This is a genomic window from Deltaproteobacteria bacterium, from assembly GCA_005879535.1.
GTDB lineage: Bacteria > Myxococcota > Myxococcia > Myxococcales > 40CM-4-68-19 > 40CM-4-68-19.
Genome location: VBKI01000061.1, coordinates 16,015 through 39,112 on the forward strand (window position 1 = coordinate 16,015; position 23,098 = coordinate 39,112).

The 23,098-nt window shown below is 68.7% G+C and carries 18 protein-coding genes; 15 read left to right on the plus strand and 3 right to left on the minus strand.

Annotation, left to right across the window (positions count from 1 at the left end; all coding sequences use genetic code 11):
• The first annotated feature begins 17 nt into the window (after nt 1–17).
• From hemB to E6J58_10570, 3 genes are read left to right on the plus strand one after another with little or no spacing between them, the layout of a single operon-like run.
• Nucleotides 18–1,007, plus strand: a complete 990-nt coding sequence (hemB, locus tag E6J58_10560; protein ID TMB37760.1) for a porphobilinogen synthase — start codon at nt 18–20, stop codon at nt 1,005–1,007.
• A complete protein-coding gene (locus E6J58_10565) occupies nt 992–1,582 on the plus strand; it encodes an RDD family protein (protein TMB37761.1) in 591 nt (196 codons plus the stop codon). The genes hemB and E6J58_10565 overlap by 16 nt, the downstream gene beginning before the upstream one ends.
• A complete protein-coding gene (locus E6J58_10570; GenBank protein TMB37762.1) occupies nt 1,567–3,720 on the plus strand; it encodes an ATP-grasp domain-containing protein in 2,154 nt (717 codons plus the stop codon). Before E6J58_10565 ends, E6J58_10570 begins: the two co-directional genes overlap by 16 nt.
• A 6-nt stretch (nt 3,721–3,726) precedes the next feature.
• Here the strand turns inward: E6J58_10570 and E6J58_10575 are convergent, their stop codons facing one another.
• Complete coding sequence (locus E6J58_10575; GenBank protein ID TMB37763.1) at nt 3,727–4,551, minus strand: hypothetical protein; 825 nt, start codon at nt 4,549–4,551, stop codon at nt 3,727–3,729.
• 102 nt (nt 4,552–4,653) lie between these two features.
• Here E6J58_10575 and E6J58_10580 point away from each other — a divergent pair, with 102 nt between their 5' ends.
• Nucleotides 4,654–5,910 carry a P1 family peptidase gene (locus tag E6J58_10580; GenBank protein TMB37764.1) on the plus strand — a complete coding sequence of 419 codons (1,257 nt, stop codon included), beginning with the start codon at nt 4,654–4,656 and terminating at the stop codon, nt 5,908–5,910.
• A gap of 56 nt (nt 5,911–5,966) precedes the next feature.
• Nucleotides 5,967–7,016: a DUF72 domain-containing protein gene (locus E6J58_10585; GenBank protein ID TMB37765.1), complete on the plus strand. Its 1,050-nt coding sequence runs from the start codon at nt 5,967–5,969 to the stop codon at nt 7,014–7,016.
• Here E6J58_10585 and E6J58_10590 read toward each other — a convergent pair whose 3' ends face one another.
• Nucleotides 7,017–7,319, minus strand: coding sequence for a zinc ribbon domain-containing protein (locus E6J58_10590; protein TMB37766.1), 303 nt, complete (start codon nt 7,317–7,319; stop codon nt 7,017–7,019). It abuts the gene before it with no gap.
• Between the two features lie 9 nt (nt 7,320–7,328).
• Complete coding sequence (locus E6J58_10595; protein TMB37767.1) at nt 7,329–8,075, minus strand: hypothetical protein; 747 nt, start codon at nt 8,073–8,075, stop codon at nt 7,329–7,331.
• Between the two features lie 156 nt (nt 8,076–8,231).
• On the opposite strand from E6J58_10595, the gene E6J58_10600 reads away from it, so the two are divergent.
• The 10 genes from E6J58_10600 (at nt 8,232) to E6J58_10645 (ending at nt 23,087) form a co-directional block, all read left to right on the plus strand.
• Complete coding sequence (locus E6J58_10600) at nt 8,232–9,671, plus strand: adenylate/guanylate cyclase domain-containing protein (GenBank protein ID TMB37768.1); 1,440 nt, start codon at nt 8,232–8,234, stop codon at nt 9,669–9,671.
• Complete coding sequence (locus tag E6J58_10605) at nt 9,668–10,633, plus strand: hypothetical protein (protein ID TMB37769.1); 966 nt, start codon at nt 9,668–9,670, stop codon at nt 10,631–10,633. Before E6J58_10600 ends, E6J58_10605 begins: the two co-directional genes overlap by 4 nt.
• Nucleotides 10,634–10,643: 10 nt before the next feature.
• Nucleotides 10,644–11,234 (plus strand): HEAT repeat domain-containing protein, encoded by a 591-nt coding sequence (locus tag E6J58_10610; GenBank protein ID TMB37770.1) that lies wholly within the window; start codon nt 10,644–10,646, stop codon nt 11,232–11,234.
• Nucleotides 11,235–11,302: 68 nt separating this feature from the next.
• Nucleotides 11,303–11,791 carry a transcriptional repressor gene (locus E6J58_10615; protein ID TMB37798.1) on the plus strand — a complete coding sequence of 163 codons (489 nt, stop codon included), beginning with the start codon at nt 11,303–11,305 and terminating at the stop codon, nt 11,789–11,791.
• 51 nt (nt 11,792–11,842) lie between these two features.
• Nucleotides 11,843–12,571 carry a hypothetical protein gene (locus E6J58_10620; protein ID TMB37771.1) on the plus strand — a complete coding sequence of 243 codons (729 nt, stop codon included), beginning with the start codon at nt 11,843–11,845 and terminating at the stop codon, nt 12,569–12,571.
• The gene (locus E6J58_10625; GenBank protein ID TMB37772.1) at nt 12,568–12,819 is read left to right on the plus strand and encodes a hypothetical protein; all 252 of its coding nucleotides are present in this window, start codon (nt 12,568–12,570) and stop codon (nt 12,817–12,819) included. Before E6J58_10620 ends, E6J58_10625 begins: the two co-directional genes overlap by 4 nt.
• A gap of 66 nt (nt 12,820–12,885) precedes the next feature.
• The gene (locus E6J58_10630) at nt 12,886–19,350 is read left to right on the plus strand and encodes a DUF4157 domain-containing protein (GenBank protein TMB37773.1); all 6,465 of its coding nucleotides are present in this window, start codon (nt 12,886–12,888) and stop codon (nt 19,348–19,350) included.
• A 44-nt stretch (nt 19,351–19,394) separates the two neighbouring features.
• Nucleotides 19,395–19,688: a septum formation initiator family protein gene (locus tag E6J58_10635; protein ID TMB37774.1), complete on the plus strand. Its 294-nt coding sequence runs from the start codon at nt 19,395–19,397 to the stop codon at nt 19,686–19,688.
• A gap of 4 nt (nt 19,689–19,692) precedes the next feature.
• Nucleotides 19,693–21,768, plus strand: coding sequence for a diguanylate cyclase (locus E6J58_10640; GenBank protein TMB37775.1), 2,076 nt, complete (start codon nt 19,693–19,695; stop codon nt 21,766–21,768).
• Nucleotides 21,765–23,087 (plus strand): PhoH family protein, encoded by a 1,323-nt coding sequence (locus E6J58_10645; protein ID TMB37776.1) that lies wholly within the window; start codon nt 21,765–21,767, stop codon nt 23,085–23,087. The genes E6J58_10640 and E6J58_10645 overlap by 4 nt, the downstream gene beginning before the upstream one ends.
• The last annotated feature ends 11 nt before the right edge of the window (nt 23,088–23,098 follow it).

Below are 23,098 nucleotides of genomic sequence, written 5' to 3' on the forward strand. Positions count from 1 at the left end.
GTTACGGTGCGACTGCCATGGCCTTTCCCGCCGACCGACCCCGCCGCCTTCGCCGGACCGAGACCTTGCGCAATCTCGTGCGCGAGACGCGCCTCGTCCCCAGCGACTTCATGCTGCCGCTGTTCGCGGTCTCGGGGCGCGGCGTGCGAAAGCCCATCGCCTCGATGCCCGGGGTCGCGCAGCTCTCCGTCGACAATGTGGTGGAGGAGGCGCGGGGCGCCTACAACGCCGGCGTCCGCTCTCTCATCCTCTTTGGCATTCCGGATCGGAAGGACGCCGAAGGATCCAGCGCGTGGGATCCCAACGGCCCGGTCTGCACGGGCTTCAAGGCGCTGAAGAGCGCGCTCCCAGACATGGTCCTCGTGGCCGACGTCTGCATGTGCGAGTACACCGACCACGGACACTGCGGTCCGCTCGAGCGGGACGCGCGCGGACACGTCGCCGTGGCCAACGACCGGACGCTGCCGCTGCTGGCCCGCGCCGCGGTGGCTTATGCGCAGGCCGGCGCCGACGTCGTCGCGCCGAGCGACATGATGGACGGGCGGGTCGCCGCCATCCGCAAAGCTCTCGACGAGAACGGGCTCAGCGAGACGCCGATCATGAGCTACGCGGTGAAGTACGCCAGCGGCTTCTATGGCCCCTTCCGCGAGGCCGCCCAGAGCGCTCCAAAGGAGGGCGATCGCCGCGGATACCAGATGGATCCCGCCAACGTCCGCGAGGCGCGCCGCGAGGCGCTCCTGGACGTCGCCGAAGGGGCAGACATCGTGATGGTGAAGCCGGCCCTGGCATACCTCGACGTGATCGCCGAGGTGAAGCGCACCACCAACCTTCCCATCGCCGCTTACAACGTCTCCGGCGAATACTCGATGCTGAAGGCCGCGGCGCAAGCCGGCTGGATCGACGAGAAGCGCGTCTGCCTCGAGATCCTGACGGGCATCAAGCGCGCCGGGGCGGACATCATCCTCACGTACTCCGCCGCCGAAGCGGCGCGATGGCTGCAGGATTGATGGACCCGGCTGAGCCTCCGGGTCAGCGCCCGTCGTATCCGCCGGCGGACTTCCGGCGCCGCGTCTTCGCCCGGGCGATCGACCTGTTGGTCGCGCTCGCGCCGCTCCTGCTCGTCGCGCGTGGGCATCCGCTGGCCACCGCTCTGCTCTGCGCGGGACTGCTGCTCTTCGCCGACTCGCTGTTCGGTCCTGGTCGGTCGCTGGGAAAGCGCCTCGCGGGGCTGCGCGTCGTCGTCCTCGCCACGCGGCGGCCGGCCGGAGTGCGCGAGTCCGTCCTGCGCAACGGCGTGTTCATGCTGGCGGCGGCGCCGATGCTCGCCGGCGCTCCCCCGCAGCTCTCCGGCGCCGCGCTCGCCTGCATCGTCGTGCTCGAGGCCGGCATCGCCCTGCGCCCGCTGAGCCGCGACCTTGGACAGCGCCGCCTCGGCGACTTCATCGCCGGCACCCAGGTGATCGACGCCCGCCTTGCTCTCGGCCTCGAGGCGCGCCCTCTCGCCAAAGCCTCGGCTGCTCCCGTTCCACTCGCCTCCCGGGCAGCCCGGCAGAAGGACTCCACGGCATGCGCATCGCCCTGACGCACAACCTTCGCCTCACCGATTCCGAAGACGAGGCGGAGTTCGACACCCGCGAGACCATCGACGCCCTCTCCATCGCACTGGAGCGCCTTGGACACCGCGTCGACCGCATCGAGGTGAGCGGACCTGCCAGCCGCACCGCGGCGCGGCTCGAGGCATACGCGCCGGACCTGGTGTTCAACACCGCCGAAGGGCGGAGAGGCCGCTTCCGCGAGGCGTTCTATCCGGCGCTGTTCGACGAGCTGGGATTTCCCTATACGGGATCGGATGCCTGGGTGCTGGCCGTCACGCTGGACAAGGCACTCACCAAGCTGGTGCTGCGCGAGCACGGCGTGGTCTCGCCAAAGGGACAGTTCGTCGAGGAGATCTCCGACCTGAAGCTGGAAGGTTGGCGCTTTCCGGTGATCGTGAAGCCCAACTTCGAAGGCAGCTCCAAGGGCATCACGCAGGAGTCGGTGGTGGAGGATCGCCAGCGGCTCCGCGCGCTCGCCGAGAAGCAGCTGGCCCGGTTTCCCGCCGGCGTGCTGATCGAGGAGTTCATCCCCGGCCGCGACCTGACCGTCGCCTTCCTGGAGAAGTGCGGTCCCGACCGCGCGGGCGTTCTCTCCCCGGTCGAGTACGTGATCGCCGAGTCGGAATTGTCCAAGCGGCGGTACCGGATCTACGACTACGACCTCAAGTCGGTGCACTTCGACGCCGTCGACGTGCGCTGCCCGGCGGAGTTTCCTCCCTGGGTCCTCGAGCGCGCCCAGGACATGGCGCGGCGGGCGTACAAGGCGCTGGGCGTGCGCGATCTCGGCCGCATCGACTTCCGCGTCGCCGAGGACGGGCAGGTGTACTTCATCGAGATCAACGCGCTCCCTTCGCTGGAGCCCGGCGCGGGGATCTACGCCGCCGCCGCGCTCGAGGGGCTGCATACCGATGCGGTGCTCGGCAAAGTAGTGGAGAGCGCCGTCGCCCGATGGGGTCTCAAGGATCCGCGCCGCTCGGGCAGCCGGCCGCCGCGCCGGGGACCGCTCCGCGTCGGTTTCACCTACAACGTCAAGCGCGTGAAGCCGGCACTCGACGGCACCCGCGACGAGGAGGCCGAGTACGACGCCCCCGCCACCATCCAGGCGGTCCGCGAGGCGATCGCGGCCTCGGGGCACGAGGTGATCGACCTGGAGGCGACCGCGGATCTCCCCTCCCTGATCGAGACCGCCAAGCCCGACCTGGTCTTCAACATGGCGGAAGGGATCAAGGGGCGAAACCGCGAGTCGCAGGTGCCGGCGCTGCTCGAGCTGCTCGACATCCCCTACAGCGGATCGGACCCGGCGGCGCTGAACATCGCGCTCGACAAGGCGCTGGCGAAGAAGATCGTCCGGCAGCACGGGATCCTCACCCCGAACTTCTTCACCATGAACACCGGCAAGGAGCGCCTGCCCAAAGACCTCCGGTTTCCGCTGATCGTGAAGCCCATCGCCGAGGGCAGCTCCAAGGGCGTCCACGCGACGAGCGTGGTGGAGAATGAGGGCGAGTTGCGCGAGGCGGCGCACAAGATGATCGTCAAGTACGACCAGCCTGCGCTGGTCGAGGACTACATCGGCGGCCGCGAGTTCACCGTCGGAATGCTGGGCGAGCGCCGTCCCAAGGTGCTGCCTCCGATGGAGGTGGTCTTCCTCGACGAGAGCGAGATCCGCCCGGTGTACTCGTTCGAGTTCAAGCAAGACTCGTCCTCGAAGATCCGCTACGACGTCCCGGCGAAGCTCGAGCCCGGTCAGCTCAAGGCCCTTGAACGCGCGGCCCGCGAGTGCTTCATCGCCCTGGGCTGCCGTGACGTCGCCCGCGTCGACTTCCGCATGGACGAGCAGGGAAAGGTCTACTTCCTCGAGTGCAACCCGCTGCCGGGGCTGACTCCGGGGTGGAGCGACCTGGTGCTGATCGCCAAGGCGGCGGGCATGGAATACAACGCGCTGATCGCCGACATCCTCTCCGGCGCCATCCGCCGCTACAAGGAGCGCGAACGGGAGCGCAGGACCGAGACCCGTACGCCGGAGGCCGGCAAGGCGCCGAACGGCGTCAACGGGACGCACTCGGCCCCTCCGCTGGCGAGCCCGGACGAGTCGCGAGTCATCGCGGTGCCGACATCCGGGACGTAATCAGGCCTATTCAGTCAAACCAGCTTCGCGCAGCCAAGCAACGAAAGCGGCGTTGTTGGAGCGTTGCGCGAGAGAAAGTGCGGTCTCGCCCTTGTCGCCGTGGCGGTGGAGATCCGCTCCCCGACGTGCCAGCAGCTGTGCGGGCTGCAAATAACCCTTTGTCGCCGAAACGAGAAGGGGCGTGAAGCCGTGCACGTCGGGACGATCGACCTGCGCGCCGGCGTCGAGCAAAGTCTCCACCGTCTCCGTGTGGTTGTTGACGGCGGCCATGATGAGAGGCGTCCCGCCATTCTGGTCCTGGACGTTCACGTTCGCTCCGTGCTCGAGGAGCAGGCGCGCGATCGCGGTATTTCCATAGAAAGACGCCTCCATCAGCGGAGTCCTGCCGATCGCGTCCGGCAAGTCGATGGCCGCCTTCTGATCGAGGAGGTACCGGACTACCGCTTCCCGATCCATTGCGCTCGCAGCGTGCAGCGCCGTCACGTTCAGAGCAGTGTCCGCCGCATCGAGAGGGACACCGCGCTCGACCAGCATCCGGCATAGCATCATGTGCCCTCGATAGGCGGCGAGAGCGAGCGTCGTTTGCCCGGTGGGCGTGCGCGCCTGCACATCCGCCCCCCTTTCGATGAGCAGGCGAGCCGTCTCGACGTGTTCCTGGCCGAGCGCGACGAGGAGAGGCGTCCAGCCGCGATCGGCCTGGTTGACGTTCTCTCCATGGTCGAGCAGTTCCCGTACGCGGATGTTGTCGCCCACATAGGCGGCGTGCATCAGCGTTGGAGTGCAGGCAGCAGCGGCGAGCAGGAAGGGGACGAGCAGGCGGATTACAGGCACATGCGCATTCGAATCGAGATTCGACTTGCGTTCAATCGCTTTCTTTTACGTTGACGCGCTGCGCCGATGGCATTCCAGCACGAGTCGGGATAGAGCACGGGCGTGGAGCCGCGTTACCGCGCGCGGGATCTCGGCATCCCGCTCGGGCGTTTCAGGCCCGGCAAATGGAACGCCATCACCGACGTGGAAGGCGTCCTGGTGGGGCACTCCACCATCATCCGCGGCGCGGGACCGCTGCGCCGCGGCCGCGGACCCGTGCGCACGGGCGTCACCGCCATCCTGCCGAACCAGAAAAACATCTTCGAGCAGCGCGTCACCGGAGGAGGGTTCGTCCTCAACGGCGCGGGCGAGGTCTCGGGGCTCACGCAACTGATGGAGTGGGGGATCGTGGAGACCCCGATCTTCCTCACCAACACGCTCAGCGTCGGCGCGGTCAGCGACGCGGCGGTGCAGTGGATGGTGGAGCAGTTCCCCGGAATCGGGGACGAGCACGACGTCCTCATTCCCCTGGTCGGCGAATGCGACGACTCCTGGCTCAACGACGTCGCCGGACGGCACGTGAAGGCGGAGAACGTCCGGGAAGCGCTGGAGACGGCCACCAGCGGGCCCGTGGCCGAGGGATCCGTGGGTGGCGGTACCGGGATGATTTCCTGCGACTTCAAGGCCGGGATCGGGACCTCCTCGCGCAAGCTTCCGCCCGCGTTCGGCAGCTACACCTTCGGCGTGCTGGTGATGAACAACTTCGGCCACATGCAGGACCTGCGCGTCGCCGGATTGCCGGTCGGGCCGCTGCTCGAGCCGAAGTACCGGCACTTCCACAAGCGCGCCATCAGCTACGGGAGCATCATCGCCGTGGCCGCGACCGACGCGCCGCTCTCCAGCCACCAGCTGGGGCGCGTCTCCAAGCACGTGGCCCTGGGGATTGGCCGCGCCGGCAGCATCGCCGCGCACGGATCGGGCGAGATCATCCTCGCGTTCTCCACCGCGAACAAGATCCCGCGCACGACGCAGAAGATGATCTACCACATGAAGATCCTGCTCGATCAGCGGCTGAACCCCCTCTACGAGGCGGCGATCGAGGCGACGGAAGAGGCCATCCTCAACTCGCTCTGCATGGCGCGCGAGATGGAGGGCGTGAACGGAAACTTCGCTCCAGCGCTGCCGCTCGACGAAGTGAAGGAGATCGTCCAGCGCTCGGCACTGAAGGCGCGCCCGCGGCCCTCGTCCCCGCCGCCGGCCAAGCCTCCCGCACTGCCGCCGGAAGCGCCGCGTGTATCCGAGGCGCCGCCCAGCGCCGCCCGCGGCGCCGAAGGGATGATGACCGTGCCGCTTCCGAAGGAACCCGGCACTGGATCCTGATGGCCGCTGCCGCACCGGCCTGCGGCTCCTGCTTGAGGCTGTGCACGGGATGAGATATGTCCGCCCCCCGTTCCCCCCCGGAGTGGAGACGAAATGGCGCGTTCGAAGAGCAAGCACATCCGCACGATCATGCAGCGGCGGAAGAAGTGGAGGCAGCAGCAGAAGCGGCACAAGGCCGCCATCAAGGCCAACGGCGGGAAGCCGCTGCCCCGCAAGCCGGCGCACGTGAAGAAAAACCCGCCGTTGCCGCCTCTTCCTCGCGCGCCCGCACCCGCGCCGGAGAGCGCGCCGCCTCCAAGGGGCACGGCTTAACCGGCCAGGCGCCTGCCCGCCCAGCCGGAGCGCGCCCTCCAACGCGTGCCTATCTTGCGGCCATGCTGGCGGAAGCGCGGGTGGGGACGATCGGGTTCGCTTACCGGGAATGGTCCGGACACGTCTATCCGCCGGAGGCAAGCCCGCAGCAGTTCCTGCCGCTCTACGCCGAGCGGCTCTCGGGCGTGGAGATCGCCTCGCTGCCACCGCAGCTGGCGGAGTCGTGGGCGGCGTCGGTGCCGCCTTCGTTCCAGTTCGCGGTCAAGGCGCCAGGCCGCGTCGCGAGTGAGCTCGCGTCCGGCAAGGGTGCGGTGCGGGCCATGGCGGCCTTCATGGACGTCGCCGTCCGCCTCGGGGATTCACTCGGCCCGGTGCTGATCCAGATCCCGGGATCGCGCCGCGCCGACCTGAGAGCGCTGGCGTCGTTCCTCGAGGCGCTCCCCGAAGGACTGCGCGTCGCCTTCGACTTCCGGCATCCGTCGTGGCGCGACGACGCCACGCTGCGCCTGCTTTCGAAACACGATGTCGCGCTGGTGCTCAACGACGAAGGGGAGGGCGCGCCGCGCATCGAGCTCACCGCCGGCTTCACCTACGTGCGCATCCGCCGCGACGACGACGGCCCCGAGGCGCTCGACGAGTGGGCGGAGCGGCTCGGCGGGCTGGCGCGCCGCGGTATCGACGTCTACGCGTTCCTCAAGCACGACCGCAAAGGACTGGCCGTGGACCGCGCGATGCGTCTCTCCTCGCTGTTGCGCGCCGAGTCCCAAGTCGGCGAAACCGCGATGCTGAGCTGATCAGGTCTTGGTGCCCTTGTTGGGGGCGTGGCTCGGCGGGGAGCCGCCCGTGGAGGGCGACGGAGTGGCGGCAGCGGGAGCGTCGCTCGCGGGCTTGCTGGTGCCGCCGCCGTCGGACTTGCTGCCCGAGCTGTAGAGGTCCTTGTACCAGCCGCCGCCCTTGAGCTGAAACGAGTTGCGGCTCATGATCTTCGCCATCTTCCCGCCGCATTCGGGACACGCGTCTGGCGGCGGATCGGTCACCTTCTGCAGGCGTTCGACGATCCGGCCGCAGCTCTCGCAGACGAATTCGTAGATGGGCACGGTGCGATCCTAACTCAGGTGCAGCAGCTTCTGCAGCCGGACTGCTTCGGCCCGGGTGAGATGCAGCTTCTTCGCGAATAGATCCAGGGCATCGCGCTTGCCGCGCAGGCTGTTCCAGATCACGCCGGCGCGCACCGACACCTCCCGGTCGAGGGCTTCCAGGATCCCCAGCGCGCGCAGCTCGTCGCGCCGGTCGAGGACCTGCTCGATCCGGTCGCGAGGCCAGCGGCGGCGCAGCGCTTCGCGCCGCAGCCGGTCGCGCTGCGCCTCCAACTCGCGGGACAGGCCTCGCTCGACCAGGAGCTCCCGCAACTCCTGCGGCGCGATGTTCAGCTCGGCGGCCACCTTCGTTTCCGACACTCGATGCTTGGACCAGAGCGCGCGGATCAGGTCGCGCTCGCGCAGCGCCAGCTCGCGCTCGAGGCCGGCAGCCCGGAAGCGGGCGAGGAGCGCGCCGCCGGAGGTGCCCAGGCGCTCGGCGAGCGCGGCGCGGCGCGGGCCAACCTCGGCGAGCAGCGCACGAAGCATGGCTGCCTCGCCCTCCACGGGTTTCGGCTCGGGCGAGGGCGCCGGCGGCGGCGCTGCCGCCTCCCGGGACCGGCGCCGGACGGGGGGTCCGCTTGGTGCCTCCACTGCGGCGGCTCGCGGCATCTGCGCGTCCGTACCGCGCGAGAGGCGGTAGGCCTTGGCGCGGATACCCAGGGAGGTCAGCTCGGCGTCCAGCGTCTCGAGCGGAACCCGGAGGGCCCGTGCCACGAGGGGTGCGTCTCGGTGGTAGGCGAACAGCCCGAGTAGGTGTCGAGCACGTTCGTTCAGGCGCGGCATCGGGCGGCGCAACCTACGAAAAGCCCCTGACAAGTCAACCCGAATACTTGCCACGACCCGCCGCGGGGGCCGAAACTTGGACCCCCGATGCCGATGCGCCGTTTTCCGCTTCGCCTGAAGATCGCCGGTTTCGCAGGGGGGCTGATCCTGCTGGCGACGGTGCTGGTGGCGCTGTTCACGGTCATCCTGCCCTGGCGGGCAAAGCTGAAGGCGCAGGAGCGGCTCGCGTCGCAGCTGGTGAAGACGGCGCTGCCGCTGGGGATCGACCTGCGCGCGGACGGCGCCCATTTCGACCCCACGCGCGTCCACGCCCTCGTCGAAAACTCCAGCCGGGTCCAAGGCGTGGAGATCGTCTATGCGCTCCTCTGGGACGACCGGGGCAACCTCGATTCCGCGGCCTCGTTGGCGAACGTGCCGCTCTTGCGCAAGGCCTCCGAGCAGCTGGCACAGCTGTACCTGCGCGACCGCGCCCACGCGCTCGAATACCTGGCGGTGGGCAGACGGCAGTCCGGCATCCGGCGCCTGCCCATCAAGCTGACGGCGGACAGCGGCCCCGGTCACTCCACCATCGGCCGCCTCGAGCTGGGCCTCTCCACCATGGCCATCGACTCGGAGCTCCGGCGTTCGTTGATCCGTGACGCCTTCGTGCTCGCCGGAACGCTCTTCTTCGCGGTCATGAGCGCCCTCTCCATCGCCCGCCGGATCGCCCAGCCGCTCACCGATCTTTCCGCGGCGATGGGCCGCGTCCGCGAAGGCGATTTCGAGATCACCGCCGCCCCCAGCACGCGTACCAACGACGAGATCGGGGACCTGGCCCGCTCCTTCGACGAGATGACGCTCGGGCTGAAGGAGCGCGAGCGCCTGCGCGGCACCCTCGGGCGTTACGTTTCGGGCGACGTCGCCGAGCGCATCCTCTCCGAGACCGACGATCTCTCGCTGCGCGGCGAAGTGCGCCACGTGGCGGTCCTCTTCCTCGACGTCCGCGGCTTCACCACCATCTCCGAGAAGCTGACGCCCACCGAGGTGGTGGCGCTGCTCAACGAGTATTTCGACGTGGTGGTCGATCGGGTGGCTGCCCATGGGGGGACGGTCAACAAGTTCATCGGCGACGCCGCGATGTGCATCTGGGGAGCCCCCAAGCACGCGGTCCAGGGCGAGCGCTCCGCGGTGCTCTGCGCGCTGGAGATCCAGGCGCGGGCGAAGAAGCTTTCCGCGGAGCGGACGAAGCGCGGCCTGACCACCGTCGGGTTCGGGATCGGGATCAACGCCGGCGAGGCGGTGGCGGGCAACCTCGGCGCCGCCAAGCGGCTCGAGTACACGGTCATCGGCGACGCCGTGAACCTGGCGCAGCGGCTCGAATCGCAGGCGCGGGCGGGAGAGGTGCTGGTCTCGCAGCCCGTCTACGACAAGGTCGCGCTGGAAGTGGACGCCGCACCGCGGGATCCGGTCAAGCTGAAGGGGAAGTCCAAGCCGGTCCCACTGTGGGAGATCCGCCGGACCAAGGTCGTCGCCACGGAGGCCGCGTGAAACGGCTGCTCGCGGCGGTCCTCCTGGTGGCGCTCGCCGCCTGCGACGACGACAAGGCCGGCGCTCCGGACGAGCTCACCATCATCGTCCAGGCCGACCGCAAAGAGGTGGAGCAGCTGGAGAAGTCCGTCCGCGAGCGCGAAGAGGCGCTGCAGAAAGACAAGTCTCAGCTCGACCAGCGCATCGCCGACCTGGCCAAGGGGCTGAAGGCGGCGGCGGACGCGGAACAGCGCCGCAGGCTGGAAGAGGAGCTGCGCCAGTCGCAGGCCCTGGAAGGCCAGCTCGGCGTCCGCGTCACCGCCCTGCAGGCGCAGAAGATCGAGGTGGAGGCGAAAAAGCGGGCCGTGGATGCAGACCTGCAGCGCGCCGCCCAGTCCGCGCTCGACGTCCGCGGCGCTGCGGTGGCCTCGCGGGAAGCCAAGGTCGCTGAGCGCGAAGCCCAGCTCGCTTCGCACGAGCGGGACCTCGCGCAGCGCTTCAAGGACGTGGCGCTGCGGGAGAAGGCGGTGGCCGCGTTCGAGCGCCAGGGTCCGCCGCCCGAGTATCGCGACCGCAGGGCGGTCCCCAAGGCCGCCATGGTCGAGGAGAAGCACAAGAGGCTGCTCGGCGAGCTCGACGCCCGCGGCATCCTCGTCAGCGACCTGCCGGCCGAAGATCAGCCGCTCAACGCGGAGATCTTCGCGGCGCGCCGGCAGCGCGACTTCGCCCGCGCCATGGACCTGCTGAACGACCTGGTGAAGGCGGTGGCGAGGCTGCGCGTCGATCAGCGATTCGTGGAGGCGAAGATCACCCGCCTGCAGGGCGCGCGCGGCACCGCGAAGCTGTCCGACATCCAGCGCGGCGAGATCGAGAAGCTGCTCAAGGACGTGACTTCCGCGTTCTCCGACGGCCGCTACGAGCAGGCCAACAAGGGGCTCAACCGCATCGCGGTCATTCTGGACGCCGGCTCCGCCTCGGGGTAAACGACCCGGCGTGGGCGAGAGCGCCGCCGATCCTCGCCGCCTGCGCGTCCGGGCAGGTCTGGCGTTCGTGCAGGTGCTGCGGCCGGCGCTCTACGCGCTGCTGGCGCTCTCCGCGCTGTTCACCTTCTGGTCCGGCGGTCCCGTGGCGGGCCGGACGCTGCCGTACTGGACGCGGAGCGTCGCCCCCACGATCTTCGGCATCTTCCTCGCCATCTTCACGTTCTACCGGTTCGCGCTGATGCGGGCGAAGAAGTACCCGGCGGCGACGGGCCTCTTCCAGGTGGGCCTGGGTGCGCTGATCTGGGTGTTGCTCTTGCCGTCGACGCGGCAGAAGATCAGGCCGCCCTCGGCGCCGGTAGACGAGGTGCCGGCCTTGATGGCGTCCCCCGATCCGCGCGTGCGCGCGCTGGCCGTCGAGGTGGCCGGATACCGCCGCGACGGCGCGCGATATGCGGCGGAGATGATCGACCGGCTGGACGACGCCGACCCCGCGGTCCGCGAGCGGGCGCACGCGGCGCTGGTGCGGCTCGCCGGGCACGACGAGGGGAGGGATCCCGACGCCTGGAGGGAAGAGGGTCGGAAGCGGGGCTGGCTGCGCTGAAATGCCGCTTGCCTTGACGCCCGGAAGCGCCGGCACTACAGTTTTCGAGAGTGAGAATCAATTTCAATATGAAGCGCAGCGAGCGAAAGACAGCCCTGACCTCAACTGCCCGCGAGCGGCTCGCGAGCTGGATCGCGTCGCGCGGGCTGAAGGCCACCCGGCAGCGCGACCTGATCGTCGACACCTTCTTCTCCCAGACCGGCCACCTTTCGGTGGACGAGCTGGTGGAGAAGGCCAAGCAGCGCGATCCCAGCATCGGCGCCGCTACCGTCTACCGGACGATGAAGATCCTCACCGACGCCGGCCTGGCCTCCGCCCGCCACTTCGAGGGCGGCCAGACCCGCTACGAGGCGGCGCTGGACCGGCACCACCACGACCATCTGATCTGCACCTCCTGCGGCAACATCGCCGAGTTCGAGAACGAGCGCATCGAGGAACTTCAAGACAGGGTGGCCGGCGAGCACGGCTTCACCGTCACGCACCACAAGCTCGAGCTGTACGGGCTGTGCGCCGCCTGCCAGCAGCGGCAGTCGGACGTCCGCAACCGCCAGCGATAGTCCAACCCGCAGTCGAACGAGAACGAAATGGCCCCTGTGGTGCGACTGAGAATGAGAATCACAATCGGTCTCAACGTGCTTCTGGCCTGCGCGTTCCTCGCCCCCGCCGCACGGGCCGACCGGCGCACGATGATCCGCGCCTACGAGTACATGACACAGCCCCAGGGCAACCTCGAGCTGGAGATCTGGAACGAGATCGAGGCGCCGAAGGGCGGCGGATTCGACCAGGCCGCCACCGTCCACCGCATCGAGCTGGAGTACGGGCTGACGGACCACTGGGACCTGGCCCTCTACCACGTCTTCGCGCAGGAGCCGGGCGACTCGTTCCGCTTCGATTCCTGGCGGCTGGAGACGCGCTACCGCCTGTTCGAGAAGAACGTCCTGCCGGTGGACGTCGAGCTCTACTTCGAAGTGGAACGGCCGGCGAACTTCACCGAGCCGTTCGAAACCGAGGAGAAGCTGATCCTGGAGAAGGACTTCGGCCGCTTCGCGCTGGTCGCAAATCTGGTGGCCGAGCAGAAGCTCTTCCACGCCGGAGAGGGACATCTCTGGGAAATCGACGCCGGCGCCCGGTACGAGGTCCTTCCCCAGCTTCGGCTCGGCGCCGAGTTCTGGACCATCCAGGAGACCGCAGGCGGCGTCACCGAAGGGAGCTATTTTGCGGGGCCCTCGGTGTCGTTCGCCTCCAGCAAGCTCTGGTTGCAGATCGGGGCGGGGTTCGGCCTCGGCGAGAGCGCCGGAGCGACTTTCGTGCGCTCGGTGCTCGGGATCAACTTGTGAAGGTCCGCGCCGGCCTGGTGCTGTCGATGGCGGCGGCCTGCAGCTCGGCGCCATCGCGGCCGCTCTCGGAAGAGGAGCGGACGTACCGGGCGAAGTGCACCGCATGCCACCGGGCGTACGAGCCCGGCGAGCGAAAGGACTGGCCGGCGGTCCTCGACAAGATGCAGACCGAGAAGAAAACGCACCTGAACCCCGACGAGCGCGCGCAGATCCTCGCGTTTCTCCGGGGGAATTCGGTGATGCGTTGAACGACTACCTTTCCTTCCGGTAAACTACATGTGCCTGCGGCCTGAGCAGTATCGGGGGAGAGGGACTTGCCGAGCGCGCCCAGCCGGTTCGAGGTGGAGCATCTCCGCCGCCTGATGCTGAAGGCATCGGTCGAGGCCGCGCAACTCGACGAGCGCGTCGACCAGGCGCGCAAGGACGACAGCCTCTGGCCGGCCCTGCATCATTGGTCTGACGCGGCGGAGTCGCTGGAGGAGGCCGTCGAGCGGGCACGGCCCGAGCTGCAGCAGGACGGCACACCGAAGGAGCAGATCGATCGCATTCGCGAGCGCCTCGGCGGCCTCGAGCAGCGCAGCAAGCGGTTCGACCTGGACTACGATCTCGATTTCTGCGTCGACGCCTGGACTTCGCTCGGCCATGAATTGGCGCAGCTTTCCGGACGGCGGCGCGATCCCCTGGTCCGGCTCCTCGAGCTCCGCAAGCCGGCCATCGATCAGACCACCGCGATGCTCTCGGAAGCGCAGCGGCACGAAGGACTCCTGCAGCAGCAGCATCGCGAGGTCCTGGAGCTGCAGAAGGAGCGCGATCGCGCGCGCGAGAAGTACGAACGCCTGCGCCAGGCGTGGCTCACCGCACAACGCGATTGCGAGGCGGCCGAACAGCAGAAGGCCGCGGCAGCGCCCCCGCAGCAATACGAAGTGAAGAAGCCTCCGCTGCCCGACTTGCGCCGGCTGACGGACGGACGGCCGGCGCCGGTGATCGTGCGGCTGCCGGCGTCCACGCCGGTCGCTCGCAATCTTCCTTCGAAGCCGATCCCTCCGCTGCCGCCGGGCAAGCCTGACCTGCGAAAGCCCCAACCCGCCGGGCACCGCGCGGCGCGGTACGGCAAGGGAGATCTGCCTCGGCTGCTCGAGCGCAACCATCAGCAGCGCGACGTGGTCGCGGCGCGCGTGGAAAAGACTCTCTCGCATCTCGCCACCGCGCCACACCGGACGCTCACCGACAGCACGACCGGCGAGCTCCGGGCGAACCTGGCGCGGATGGACGCGATCCTCTCGCGCTTGCGCGGAGCGGCGCGGCACGAGGTGCTCGAAGGGGCGCACGCGGTCGGCTCCATCATCCAGCGGATGAACTCGGTGGCCGCCCGCGCCGGAGGCGGTGGGCACAGCGCGGAGATCCGCAAGCACATCGAGGACCGCAGGGCGCAGCTTCACCGCATCGCGCAGGCGCAGCTCTCCAGCGAGTTGAAGAAACGGAGCGACTCGGGCCTCGGAGCGTTGTCGCTCAAACCGCAGCCGATCCGCGGCGCATTGGGAACGACGGCGATCCTTTCCGGCGGTCTCCATGCGCTCGGAGCGGCGCATCCGGCAGGTTTTGCACCACCGGGCGTCGCGCCAAAGGAATCGCATCCGCTGGCCGGCCTCCAGGTTTCCGGGACGCCGCTGCGAGAGCTGGCGGCGAAGGCGGAGCTCAGGCAGAAGCAGCTCGCGGCTCGCGCACGGAAAGGGCCGGTGCCTGCGCAGGCGACTGCCGGTGCACTGCTCGGCGCGTTCCGCGAGAATCCGAAAGCGGCGGGGTTCGCCGCCCATCTCGCGCCGGGAGGCGCCCTGCGGGCGCTCTGCGAAACGGCGCAGCGGGGACACGGGCTCCCGATTGGACAGGCCGCGCAGCATTATCTCGCCTCGCGCGGCTCGAGCCACCTCTGGAACGCCGTGACGACGTTCAACACGCTGGTCAGCGAAGGCCATCGGCCGCGCTTCAGCTTCGGGAGCTGGCTGAAGAAGAACGTCTCCGACCAGGTGTCGCACGCGCTGCACGGCGTCTCCCAGACGGTGACCCGGGCGACGGGCACGGTGGCCGGCCTGGCCGGCGCCGCGCGGCAGGGCATCAGCAGCTTCGCGAACCGCGCCAGCGAGATGGGTGTCCGGGCCGCTGCGCAAGTCGGCCGAGCCGTGGCGCGGGGCGCCACATCCGTCGCGCGCGGAGGGTTGCAGGCCGCCCAACACATCGGCCGGTCCACCCTCGGGCTCGTCCGTCACGCGGGGCATGCGCTCGCGCACGTCGCCGCAGGCGGCCTCCACGCCGTCCGGGGCGCCGCCACCTGGGCACAGCGCAAGGCGGGCGGAGCGGCGCACGGGCTCGGCGAGAGAGTCCACTCCGGGCTGGAATGGACGCGCAAGACGGGCGTCGTCGGGGCCGTCGGCACGGGCCTGAGGAAAGGGCTCAGTTTCCTCAAGACGGCCGCGCAGCACACGCCTCTCGGATACGCCGTCAAGAAGGGCTACGGCTTCGTGAAGGCGGGAGGCCTCTCCAAGGTCTGGAACGCAACCAAGCACGTCGCCGGCCAGGCCTGGGCCGGCTTGAAGACGGCGTACGACACCACCTCGAAGTTCCTCCAGAGTCCCGCCGGACAGCTCCTCGTCACCGGCCTGTCGCTCGCCGCCAGCTTCATTCCCGGCGGGATCGTGGTGAAGGCCGTCATCGGCGCCGGCATCGGCGCGATGCAGGCCATCAGCGAAGGCAAGGACTGGAAGGCGGTGCTGGCCTCGGCGGCGGGCGGCGCGCTCACCGGCGCTATCCCCTTCCTGAAGATCGGACCGCTGGCGAAGATCGGCATCGGCGCGCTCCAGGGTGGCATCACCGCCGTCGCGTCCGGTGGCTCGCTCAAGGACGCGCTCAAAGGCGCCGCCGGCGGCGCGCTGGACTCGTTCGATCCCGGCGCATTCCACGCGCTGAAGAAACTGAAGAGCTTCACCACGGCCGAGAAGCTGCTCAAGGGCAAAGCGATGGCGGATCCCCGCGCGCGCAAGACGCTCGCCGCGCTGGAAAAACTGGGCAGCAAGGGCGTCAAGGGTGGCATCTGGGTGAGCGGGAAGGCGGCGCGGGCCCAGCATGCGCTCGACAAGGTGGTTCGCGCCGGCGACCAGATCCACGGCGTCCTCTCGGAGGTGCATACCCTGGCGCCGGGCCTCGCCGACGTTGTCGGCGACAACGCGGCAGGCCATTTCGTCGGCCGGCTCGGCGATTGGGCGGGCCAGGGCGACGACCGGTTGCAGAGGGCGCTCGGATACGGCCACGCGGCGTCCGACACGCTCTCGAAGTACCACGGCTATCTCGACAAGGGCCTCGCCTACGCCGGCGTGAAGGATCCCGGCAAGGCGTACGAGAAGATGATGGCGCGCCGGGATCTGCGCGCGGGAAAGAAGGGCGCGCTCGAGCACCTCGCGCGGCTCAAGCTGGAAGACCATCGGCGCAAGCATCCCGAGCTGCACCTCGCCGAGGCCACGCGCAGGCGCAGGCATCCGCGGCCCGAGCGGACGGCGCTGGAGAAGGCGGTCACGCGAGGGCAGGATCTGGTGCGCAAGGGCCGCCGCGTCGCGCAGGGCGTTCACGACGGGCTGGGCAAGGTGCACGACGTCGTCGAGAAGGGGCTCAGCGGCGCCGAGAAGGTGCAGTCGGGACTCGAGAAGGCCATCGCGGTCGCCCGGCAGGGTGCGGACGTGCTCGGCGAAGACAGTGAATTCGGGCGGTACCTGACCCGTGTCGCCGATCGAGCAGACCGCATCCACGACCATCTCGAAACCGGCATCGGCGTGGCCCAGGACTTCAACCGCAAGGTGGGCGCGACGCACGAGGCGATCGAGAAGATCCCCGGCGTTCACAAAGACGGAGAGCCCGAGCCCCTCACGTACCTGGACGGGCGCCGCACTCCGCGGAAGTCGCCCCACGACGTCGCGCCGCCAAAGGCAAGCGCGTGGGAGCGCATCGGCTCCGTCTCTCGCCAGGTGCAGAAGTTCGAGACCGAGTACGGCAAGTCGCAGCGGAAGATCCAGGAGTCGTTGCACAAGGGCCAGGCGAATGCGGCCAGCATCGAGCTGATGGGGCTCGGGTCGCGGTGCGAGGAGATCGCCCTCTCCATCCGCGAGGCGAAAACGCTGGCGAAGGGCAACGAAAAATACGAGAAGGAGATCGCCTTCTACGAGGAGTGGCATCGGGCTACGAAGGCAAAGCTGCACACCCGGATCGCGGACACCAAGGGGCTCGGGGCGCAGGTCGCCGTCTCTGGCTTCGGGATCGCCGAGAGCACGCACCCCGACATCTTCGAGAATACGAGGGCCATCTACGCCGTGCGCACCAAGGTGGAGAGCTTCGGCGCGGCATTGCGCGACCCGGACGCCAAGGCGCAGGTCGCGAAGGTGCTCGCCGAGGCGAAGAAGGCGAAGGGCGATCTGGAGGCGCTGAAGGCCAAGTACCGCAAGGACAAGGCCGCCCACGACTTCCTCACCGGCGGCGGCATGCAGGACAAGCTGATCGACGAGGCGATGCGCAAGCTCGAGGCTTCTGCGCAGCCTGTAAAGCCTGCCAAGCATGGACTTGCAGCGATCGAGAAATACAAGAAGCAGGCCATCAAGGCGGGCAAACGGATCGACTCCGGGCTGACGACCGCCGAACGAGCGCTGCACAAGGGCATTGGGGCGGGCAAGAAGATCGACTCAGGTCTGGAGAAGGTGGCTTCGGTCGCCGGGCAGGTGAGCCAGATACTCGGCGAAGACTCCGCGCTGGGCGAGCTCGTGCACCAGGTCGGCGCAGGGGCCGGGAAAGGCCATGAGAAGCTGCACCAGGCGCTCGACATGGCGCAGACCGGCAAGAAGTTCCTGCACAAAGGGCACGAGATCTTCCGCCAGGGGCTCGAGGCCGCGCAGGGCCATCACGCGAAGCAGATCGAGAAGGTGCACGGAAAGAAGCCGGTGCACGCCGACCACAAGGAGGGTGCGCTCGAACACGCCCTCCATGAAGGGCAACACCTCGGTCACGACGCGGGCGCCCTGTGGAAGGAAGGCAAGCGTTTCGTCCACGACGTTCGCGGGGCGGTGCACGGCGGCTGGGAGCTCGTCAAAGGGCTGTTCGGCGGCGGCGATCACCCGCAGGCGGAGGTCAATCCGGCGCAGGCCGTGCAGAACGCGCTCCAGTGGGTGACGGCGTTCGGCAAGCAGATCACCGCCGCGATCCGGCAGATCGAGCGGCTGATGCACGCCGGGCGGACGAAGGAGGCCGCTGACCGGGTGCATGCGCTGCGCGCGATGAGTGAGCAGACACGCGTCGAGGTGGACAGGGCAGTGCAGGCGGCCGCGAACGATCCCCAGCTCGCGAAGCAGGCCGCGAGCGCGCGCAAGCACTATCTGGAGATCCGCGCGCATCTCTCGCAGTTCGTCAAAGGGCTCCATGGACTGGATGCGGGGCCGGAGCCAGCGCACGATCGCCGGCACGCGCCTTCCGGCCGGCGCGGCCACGCGCACCACGATCCCGTCGGTGAGCTGATCGACGGCATCCTCGACGGCAACGATGGACGGATCCACGTCGACAAGGGGGCGGCGCGCGGTGACGTGCCCGTCGACGACTTGCAGGAGGTCGATCCCGCTGCCCTCGAGACCTGGCTCGGGTCCGGCGAGGGCGTGAAGCTCTTCTCCGAGGTGTTCGGCGCCTTCATCCCCGCCGAGGGCGCCCTGGTCGTGCACCATCGCCGCGGGCGCCCCGGCGGCCGCGCGGACGTGCATCCTCCGCACGCGCAGCCTTCTCACCGTGGATTCTTTGCTCGGGTGTTCGACCGCCTGGAGGGATTCGCCGACCGGATCGCCGGATGGGCCCGCAAGGGTTCCAGCCTGCTCGGCAAGGGAATGCACTACGCGGAGACGGGCATGCACGGTCTCTCGCAGGTGGAGAGCGCGGCGGAGAAGGTCCAGGGATATGCCGGTCAGGCCGAGGGCTTCCTCGAGAAGATGGGCCTGCACACGCTCGCCGGGTATGCGGGAAAGGTCGGCGGCGCGGCGGGTTGGGTAGACGACGAAGCGAAGGCCGCCCACGGCGGTTTGAAGAAAGCCGACCACTGGATGGGCGAGGGCAAGTCGGCGCTGGGAAAATTCGGCGGCCTCGTCAACCTGTTCAAGGCGTCGAAGAGCGGCGACGGCATCGACGGAAAGCTGTCGCCGCAGAAGGTCGCCCTCGGATCGGCGTTCGACGAGCCGCGCCGGCTCGACGTCACCACGCTTTCGAAGATGCAGTCGTTCCTCGGCGACGATTTCTCCGGCGTGCGGGTCCATACTGGACCAGGCGCCGCGGAAGTGACCCGGCGCTTCAACGCGGAGGCTGTGACGGTCAAGGACCACATCTTCTTCGCGCCGGGCCGCTTCAACCCGACGACGGTGGAAGGGCAGAAGCTGATCGCGCACGAGCTGACCCACGTGCTGCAGAAGGGCCGTGCGAACCTCGACGTGCGCACGGCGGAGGGCGAGGCGCTGCACGCGGAGCACAGCTACGGACACGGGCCGCAGATGGAGACGCTGAACCTGCGCCGCCCCGAGCCGGGGTTCCGGCTGGCTTCCGATGGCACCGCAGCCTCCTCCGGCATCCACACCGCGAAGCGCACGCGCAGCCGCGGCCACGAGGCGGGCGGCAAGGACGAGCTGCCCGACGGCGACGAGCTGCTCGAGCAGATCTCCGGCCGGGTGTACGACCTGTTGATGGAAGAGCTGGAGAACGCGTTCGAGTCGCGCTGACGTTTTCTTGCGCCATCGAACCCCCGGTGTAGCGTCGGCGGGAGATGCTGGAGAAGCTCTCGTCGCGGAAGAAGCTGCTGCTTGGCGCTCTCGCTGCCTCGCTGTGCATGAGCGCGATGTCGCTGGCCGATCCGAAGGGCTTGCGGCGGCTGGAGCGCCTCGCCGCCGACATCGAAAGACAGGAGCAGAAGAACCGCGAGCTCCGGGCGGAAAACGCTCGCCTGGCGAGGACTGTCCGCGAGCTCTCCCCACCCTTGCAACCCAGAGCGCTGGAGAGGGCCGCGCGGGAGCAACTGGGGTACGTGCGGCAGGACGAAGTCCTCTTCAAGTTCGAGTGACGCGATGCCGCCGCGGACGGGCACAGCGCGCAAATGGGCGGCCCTGGGCGCGCTTCCCGTCGCCTGCGCCGCGCTCTGCATCCTGCTTCTCTGCGGGGCCTTCGCAACCACCAAACCAGCGCCGTGGGCGATCCTCGTCGCCGCCGTCGCGGCCGCCGTCGCCCGCTGGGGCCTCTCGACGCAGCGCAGGGCATGGCACGCGATCGAGAACGGATTCCTCTGCGCGCTCGCGGTGCTGGCGATCATCCAGCTCGCGCCTCCCCTGCAGCCGCTCATGTATTTGCTCGCGGCTGGCTACGTCCTTCTTCTGCCTCTCCGTCTCGCCATCCCCCTGCTGGCCGTTCTGATCGCTCTCGACGCATCGCTCGCAGGGCAGTGGCCGCAAACCGTCGCTCACGCCTCGTTCACCGCTCTGTTCGCGGCGCTCTACCATCTGCTCCTCGGCGGTCGGCTCGCGGCGGCGCGCCGGGCAGAAGGCCTCGCCGTCCGCAAGCGCATCGAGGAGGCCGAAGTACGCGCCCGCGAGCTGCGCCTGGTGGCCGTGTCGTCGGACGGGCCGGACGCCAAAGAGCGCCACTTGCTGGGCGGCGTGGCGGAAGTGGAAGAGGTATTGCGCGGCGCGCTCGCCGTCGCCGAGGCGGCGTTGCATCCGCACACGGTGGCGGTCTTTCTCCTCTCGCCCGAGGGGGAGAGCGCGCGCCTGCGCGAGTGCGCCTCGACGAGCGACAAGCTCTTTCGCGGACCGCTTCCCTCCCGGGAGGGAGCCCTGGGCGCGGTCCTCTCCGCGCAGCGCGCCGTCCGACTCGACGATGGCGCGCCGCAGCTCACCTACTACGAAGGCCGCTCTCCGGTCGTCGCCTTCTGTGGCGTGCCCTTGCAGGAGCGCGGCGGCGGCCTCATCGGCGCGCTCGTCGCCGATCGCAATGCTCCGTTCTCGGAGGACGAGCAGCGGGTCCTCGAAGCGCTCGCGGGCGAGGTCACCCGCGCGGTCGAGGCCGAAAGGCTGCTCGGCGCCGTCCGGCGCGAAAAGGAAGAGAAGGCCCGCTTCTTCCGCGCTCTCGAGGACCTGAACAAGACCACCACGCCGCAGCAGGCCGCACAGGCCGCCATCGAGCAGGCAAGGCAGATGTGCGCGGCGCTCGACCTCTGCGCCATCACGGTGCTGGAGGACCGCGGCCATCGCGTCGTCGCAGTCGCTGGCGACACTGCTTCCGCGCTGCTCGAGCTCACCTTCCCGGACAATGCCGGCCTGGTCAGCAACGTGGTCAAGCTCGGAGCGCCGCTTCCCGGACGCGCGCTCGGCGCGATGGATCGGGTGATGATCTTCGATGCGGGGACGGTCGTGCGCGGCCTGTCCGCGCTGAAGATCTTTCCCCTCAAGTCCGGCGAGAGCGTGGTGGGGACGCTGGTCTGCGGCTCGCGAGATCCGGAAGGGCTCCCGGAGCCGGCCCAGAAGGAGCTGGCGATGCTGGCGCTCCAGGCCGCCGAAGCGCTCGTTCGGACGCGCCTCTACGAGCAAGCGGAGCACCTCGCGACCACCGATGGGCTCACGGGGTTGCTCAACCGGCGCACGTTCAACGCGCAGCTTCTCGGCCGTCTTCGTGAAGCCCAGCGGTACGGCCGGCCACTTTCGCTGCTCTTGCTGGACATCGATCACTTCAAGAAGGTGAACGACAGCCATGGACATCCCGCGGGCGACGCCGTGCTGCGCAGCGTCGCTGCAATGCTGGCGCATCAGGCGCGCGAGACGGACATCGTGGCGCGCTACGGCGGCGAGGAGATGGCGCTGATCTTGCCGGAGACGGACGGGTGGGGCGCGCACGCCATCGCCGAGCGCATCCGCAAGGCAGTGGGGGCAGCGCCGCACGCGACCGACCAGGGAGCGCTGCGCATCACCCTGAGCGCAGGGCTCGCCACCTGGCCCGGCAGCGGCGACGGCGCGGAGCAGTTGGTCGACGCAGCCGACAAGGCGCTCTACCGCGCGAAACAGGGCGGAAGAAACCGCGTTTGCGCCGCAAATCCCGCTTCCCCCGGCGTCCGTGGCGATCTACGCTCGTTCTTACCCGGGAGCCCAGGTTGAGAAAGAACTACGTCCTCGACACCAACGTCCTGCTCCACGATCCGCGGGCCCTCTTCCAGTTCAAAGACAACAACGTCATCATCCCCATCTACGTCGTCGAGGAGATCGACAAGTTCAAGCGTGATCTCTCCGAGCTGGGCCGCAACGCGCGGCAGGTGTCGCGCGATCTCGACGCCTTCCGGGAGGAGAACGGCAGCCTGACCGAGGGCGTTCCGCTGGAAAACGGCGGGACGTTGCGCGTGCTCTTCACCGAGCGCGAGCTTCCGCGCGAGTTGATGAACCAGCACGTCGCCGACAACCGCATCCTCGCCCTGGCCATCGACGTGAAGGAGCGCGAGCCGAACCTGCGCTGCGTGTTCGTCACCAAGGACATCAACCTTCGCATCCGTGCGGACGCGCTGGGGCTGGTGACCGAGGACTACGAGAACGACAAGATCGAGAACCCCGAGGTCTACATGGGGGTGCGCGAGCTGGAGGTCGCAAAGGGCGACATCGACGACTTCTACGCCCGCGGCGAGCTGGCGCCACCCGACGGAATCAACGGCGTCTACCCGAACGAGTTCGCGCTGCTCAAGGATCGGAACGCACCGAACCACACCGCGCTCAGCAAGTACAACGCGCAGAAAGGCCGCTTCGTCCCGCTGCTCAAGTCGCTTAAAGAGGGCGCCTGGGGGCTGCGGCCGCGCAACAAGGAGCAGAGCTTCGCGCTCGACCTCTTGCTCAACGACGAGATCAAGCTCGTCACCATCGTGGGGAAGGCGGGCACCGGCAAGACGCTGCTCGCCATCGCTGCAGGCTTGCAGAAGACGATGGAGGAGCAGGTCTACCAGAAGATGCTCGTGAGCCGGCCCGTCTTTCCGCTCGGCAAGGACATCGGCTTTCTTCCCGGCACGGTGGAGGAGAAGCTGAACCCGTGGATGCAACCCATCTATGACAACGTCGAGTTCCTGATGGGCCTTTCTCGGGCGGACAAGAAGGCGGGACGCAGCTATCGGGAGCTGATTGATCTGGGACTGGTCGCCATCGAGCCGCTGACGTACATCCGCGGGCGCAGCATTCCCAACCAGTACATCGTCGTCGACGAAGCGCAGAACCTGACGCCGCACGAGGTGAAGACGATCATCACCCGCGTCGGCGACAACACCAAGATCGTCATCACCGGCGACCCGTATCAGATCGACAATCCGTACGTGGACTCGACCAGCAATGGCCTCGTCCACGTGGTCAACAAGTTCAAGCACGAGCGCCTGGCCGGACACATCACCCTGACGAAAGGTGAGCGTTCCGCGCTGGCAGAGCTCGCTTCTAACGTCTTGTGAGTCGGGCCAGA